The sequence below is a fragment of the Actinomadura soli genome, from assembly GCF_005889715.1.
Classification (GTDB): domain Bacteria; phylum Actinomycetota; class Actinomycetes; order Streptosporangiales; family Streptosporangiaceae; genus Spirillospora; species Spirillospora soli.
In genome coordinates this window covers 1-1,140 of sequence record NZ_VCKW01000575.1, presented here as the reverse complement: position 1 = coordinate 1,140, position 1,140 = coordinate 1, and the positions used below count along the sequence as shown (strand labels likewise).

2 protein-coding genes are annotated in these 1,140 nt (G+C 74.3%); both read left to right on the top strand.

The features are described from left to right. Positions 1–553, top strand: a 553-nt coding sequence (locus ETD83_RS43405) for a hypothetical protein (RefSeq protein ID WP_205718191.1), incomplete at its 5' end; no start/stop codon positions are given. Positions 554–793: 240 nt separating this feature from the next. Beyond that, on the top strand, positions 794–1,114 hold the full coding sequence (locus tag ETD83_RS41905; protein WP_138650777.1) for a hypothetical protein: 321 nt from the start codon (positions 794–796) through the stop codon (positions 1,112–1,114). Positions 1,115–1,140: the final 26 nt, after the last annotated feature.

The window sequence follows — 1,140 nt, the reverse complement described above, 5'->3', positions numbered from 1 at the left end:
CACCAGCGCCACCACCACGAGCACCACGGCCCGGCGCCACGGTGACGGGCCCACCGGCCTCCACCCCGGCGCCGGTGAGGACGGTGGGGACCATCCGGCGGCCGGTACGCCCGTCGACGGGCCTACCGACCGCGCCACGGGCGGGCACCGATCAGGCGGCCCGGATGCGGGCTGGGGGTTCGACCCCGCCGACGCCGACGCGGTGGACCAGGCCGCCAAAGGGCTGGTGGACCGGCTGGACGAGTTCATCGCTGAAACCGTCCCGCCGCCCGAACACGCCACCCGGCTGGACGACCTGAACTCCGCCCGGAACAGCATCGACAACACCGCCGTCCCCGAAGCCGTCGCAGCGGCCGTCACCGCGCTGCTGGCCGAACGCGGCACCAAGGGCGCGCGCCGCGATGAACTCGTGGCGCGTCTGGACGCGCCGCGCTCCACCGTCGCCCGCTACCTCGGATCGCTGTGCAAGGAGGAGATCATCACCCGCGCCGGCAACGGCAAGGCGGCCCGCTACTACCTGCCCGACCACGCCCCCGACGATCACGCCGAGTGAACGCCGCCGGGGCGGAACTGTCCCGGGAACTGTCTCGCGAACTGTCCAAGCCAACTGTCCCACCGGCCCCAACGCGCGCGCGTGGACGCGAACACGCGCCGGTGCCAGACAGTTGGGACAGTTCCCGCGAGACAGTTCCCCCGCTGCACGCTGAGTAACACCCCGCGCATCCCGCACCCCGCGCGCGGGGGGGCGAGCGTGCCCCCTGCCCATCTCGAACCCCGTCAAGCGGGAGACGCCATGCTGCCCTCGTCCCTGCCCACGTTCGTCACCGCCGTGGTGGTGACGCCGTCACCGACCCCGACCACACCGCCCACCGAGCACGGCGGAGACGGCGGCGGGCTGTGGCTACTGCTGCTGCTGGCCGCGTTCATCTGGGCCGTCGCGCACGTCATCTCGGTGCACCTGCACCCGCTGCGCACCTGCCGCGCCTGCCGCGGCACCGGCCTGCACCACGGCCACCTATTCACCGGCGCCATGCGCGTCTGCCGCCGGTGCGGCGGCACCCGCCGCGAACTCCACCCCGGCGCCCGCGCCACGGCCCGCCACCGCGACCACTGACCCGCCCCCAACCTGCGCCCCGGAAC